Raw genomic sequence first — 3,699 nt, forward strand, 5'->3', positions numbered from 1 at the left:
GGTCAACTTAGTGTAAATATTGATGAGCTTGACGGAAATTACAATAATGATTGGTTCAGTCAGATTCCTTTTTTAACTTGGATACTACTTATTATTTCTCTTATATACGGATTTGTCTTAATAAATAAGGACAAGGATTGACTAAATACAAATCATATTAATGAAGCAGTAAATTAGAGACCGACCGTGACAAAGAAAGAAGAAAGTTTTTTAGTGAACCAGGAAGTCGGAGGCATCGGATAACACCATATTCATGCATCGGGGCATTCGCCCCTCGGTCCGCCTGAAGATAAATCGAAGAAGTTATTCGGACGGACACACCTGCAAGGCTAAGTGGCGGAGCCACCCGGCAAACTGGTCGCTTCGCTTGACCAGGACTGCAGCTTAAGCCTTTCGGCGTCATGAATATCAGAACGTTATCGGAAATTCCCCTAAAGGACTGAAAACCATGAATTCAAGAAAGTACATTATACGATCATGTTGCATATGCCTTTTGCTCATACTGTCTTACTATATTTATCTGAATGTACAGCCCCCAATTACAATCAATACTATAAATAACAATTTGAAAACTGAAGATATTAATTTTGGTATGAACGAGCAAGAAGTCATAAATTATTGGGGATCTGGAGAATACATTGAAGGCTTCGGAGGGTACGGACGGTACTATTCAGACAGGCATGTAATGATTAGTTTCTCTAATGATAAGGAAAATAGTATGTATGGTAAAGTCAGTTCCATTTATTTTTCAAATCCTCAGTATTCTATATTCTCAGTCAAGATTGGTGACAAAAAAAATGAAGGAATAAATAAATTGAAGTCGAACCGATTCAAACCTGTAAATTATGCGGATGATACGTTTGAAAGAGGTGAGTTTTCTATTTCATTGAGAGGTAAGAATGATATTAATTATATTCAAATCTTGTATAACGATAAAGATCTTAGAGATAGAAATTATTAAGAGCAATGATTGTGTACTCGATGAAGAGGGAACATCCGATAACACCGTATTCACGCTGCGTCACCTCCGGCTCCTTGGTCCGGACCGAAGCAGGAAGAAGTGGTCTCGAAGAAGATGTTCAGTAGCAGGGAAGCTTATTCAGCCGGACAACCCTGCACTGCCTAACCGCGTCGCGGCCGTTCCCTTTGGTCACTTAAGGCAGTGAGGGTTCGTGAATACAAGAACGTTATCGAAATTGCTGTAGGTCAAATAAATAGGAGAGATTTTGTTGAAAATCAAGCTATCTTGCCGCCAATGTCAGATTGATAGATTTCAATTAATCGATTTATCTGATGGAATTTATTATAAATATGAATGTAAATATGGTCATAAAAATAATGTGATTCTTCAAGAATGGAAATTTGAAATTTTATTTGAGATGGCTTTAATGGCTTTAAAGGACGGATATACTAGAGAGGCTGTCTCTAGCTTTGCAGCATCCTTGGAGAGGTTTTATGAGTATATTATTGAATTGATCGTGATTCATAGTGAGATTGACTCAAATCAATTTTCAGATTCTTGGAAGTTGATGAGCACACAATCTGAAAGACAACTTGGTGCATTCTATACCGCATTTTTACTTCATTTTAAAGAAACACCTAAAGCCTTAAATCCTAAATTGACAGAATTTAGGAACAAAATAATTCATAAGGGTTATATACCTACAACAGAAGAAGTGATTAATTATGGACGTGAACTATTTAAGTATGTTGTTGAAATATTAAAGAAATTTGATTTAAAAGAATATATGCCTTCAATTTTGAAAATGACTAAAAAAATCAGAAAGTCAATAAATATAGATTATTCATATGGGCTAATATGTATAGTACCAGTTCCAGTGGGATTAAAACATCATTTTCCTCATATATTGGAGGATTTAGATTTTGATGAATTATTGAAAAGCAAAAACGAATTTGAAGTTATGAAGGGGAGCTTTGAGTAACTCAGGAAGACAACAACATCCGATAACACCATATTCATGCATCGGGGCATACGCCCCTCGGTCCGGATCCGATGAGGAAGGGCCGCGGGTAACACAGTCCGGACACACCTGCAAGGCTAAGTGGCGGAGCCACCCGGCAACCTGGTCGCTTCGCTTGACCAGAATAGCAGCTTAAGCCTTTCGGCGTCATGAATATCAGAACGTTATGTGCAATTTGACCCGAAGATACAGCGAGATAAAGATTAGGTTAAGCGTACAACGAGAGCCATCTTAAGCCAGGAAGAACATGAAGTATCTCAGGTTCGAGGGATCTAGGGACAGCGTGGTCGGCAATTAAAGAGAGATATAAGGAGATAAAGGGATATATTTTGAGAGCGTTAGGTGCCTGAAAGTAGAAGAGATGAAGAGAATATTTAGGAAGCGGAAGGTGCCTGAAAGTAGAAGAGATGAAGAGAGTATTTTGGAAGCATTAGGTGCCTGAAAGCAGAAGAGATGAAGAGAATATTTTAGGAAGCGTTAGGTGTCTGAAAGCAGAAGAGATGAAGAGAATATTTTAGGAAGCGTTAGGTGCCTGAAAGTAGAAGAGATGAAGAGAATATTTTAGGAAGCGGTAGGTGCCTGAAAGTAGAAGGGATGAAGAGAATATTTTAGGAAGCGGTAGGTGCCTGAAAGTTGTAAGAATAGGTTAGTTTAGCAAGGGAGATTATTCGGGGAAGCAGAGATTGTCGGTGTCTAGGAACCGCGAGATTAGGCATGGTAGCGGAAGCATGAGGGATTATCGAAGAAGTGTTCATGGAAGCAGATGGCGAGCGAGACTTGGTGGTTGTGAGGTGCGATGAACGTGAGCGGACTTTTTTCAAGAAGGGTTCGAGCTCGGAAGTAGATGAAGCGCAAGGCAACATGAGGCGAAAGGTCAAACTACACATAACACTGTACTCACGCATCGGGGCATTCGCCCCTCGGTCCGGATCCGATGAATAAGAGCCGCGGGTAACTCAGTCCGGACACACCTGCAAGGCTAAGTGGCGGAGCCACCCGGCGGACTGGTCGCTTCGCTTGACCAGAATAGCAGCTTAAGCCTTTCGGCGTCGTGAATACAAGAACGTTATCTGTAAGATCTGCCCCGAAAAACTTGAGAGTAAATCATCCGCAACGTCCTGTTGCTCGAAGTTAGTCATGGGGTCAAAGACAAGTGAAAACGTAAATGACTGAAAAGCTTGTAAAGGTCTGAAAGACTGAAACTGAGCTGAAGGAATGAAAAGAATAAAGTCTAATAAGATTGAAATAATGAAAAAGGGCTGAATAAATGTAAAAGAATACAAAGCTAAATAGGCAAAAAAAGCTTTAAGAGATGAACGAGATTGAAAGAATTAAGAGACTTGTATAAAGCTAAAAACTGTAAAGCTCTAAAGAATGATAAAGAATTGTCTAAATGAATAGAAAATGGTAAAGGGAAGTTAAGAGCTGTGGGTCGACGTCCTGTCTTAATTCGAAGAAGTGGGGCAGATCCAACAGATAACACCATATTCATGCTTCGGGGCATTCGCCCCTCGGTCCGGACCGAAGAAGAAGGGCCGCTGGTAACACAGTCCGGACACACCTGCAAGGCTAAGTGGCGGAGCCACCCGGCAACCTGGTCGCTGCGCTAGACCAGAAGAGCAGCTTAAGCCTTTCGGCGTCATGAATATCAGAACGTTATCCGAAACCTCCAAGTTCAAATGCGCAGAAAATTACTAGAATTCAAATATTAAGAACG

The 3,699-nt window shown here is 40.4% G+C and carries 2 protein-coding genes; both read left to right on the top strand.

Features of this window, described 5'->3' with window-relative positions; all coding sequences use genetic code 11:
- The first annotated feature begins 592 nt into the window (after positions 1–592).
- On the top strand, positions 593–961 hold the full coding sequence (locus tag ACFO9Q_RS04890) for a hypothetical protein (RefSeq protein WP_379179284.1): 369 nt from the start codon (positions 593–595) through the stop codon (positions 959–961).
- 268 nt (positions 962–1,229) lie between these two features.
- The gene (locus ACFO9Q_RS04895) at positions 1,230–1,943 is read left to right on the top strand and encodes a hypothetical protein (protein WP_379179286.1); all 714 of its coding nucleotides are present in this window, start codon (positions 1,230–1,232) and stop codon (positions 1,941–1,943) included.
- Positions 1,944–3,699 lie beyond the last annotated feature (1,756 nt).

The organism is Paenibacillus sp. GCM10023252 (assembly GCF_042653305.1).
Classification (GTDB): Bacteria; Bacillota; Bacilli; order Paenibacillales; family Paenibacillaceae; genus Pristimantibacillus.

Coding starts and splice junctions, on each gene's coding strand:
- ACFO9Q_RS04890 (WP_379179284.1), top strand. CDS start 593: ATGAACGAGCAAGAAGTCATAAATTATTGGGGATCTGGAGAATACATT.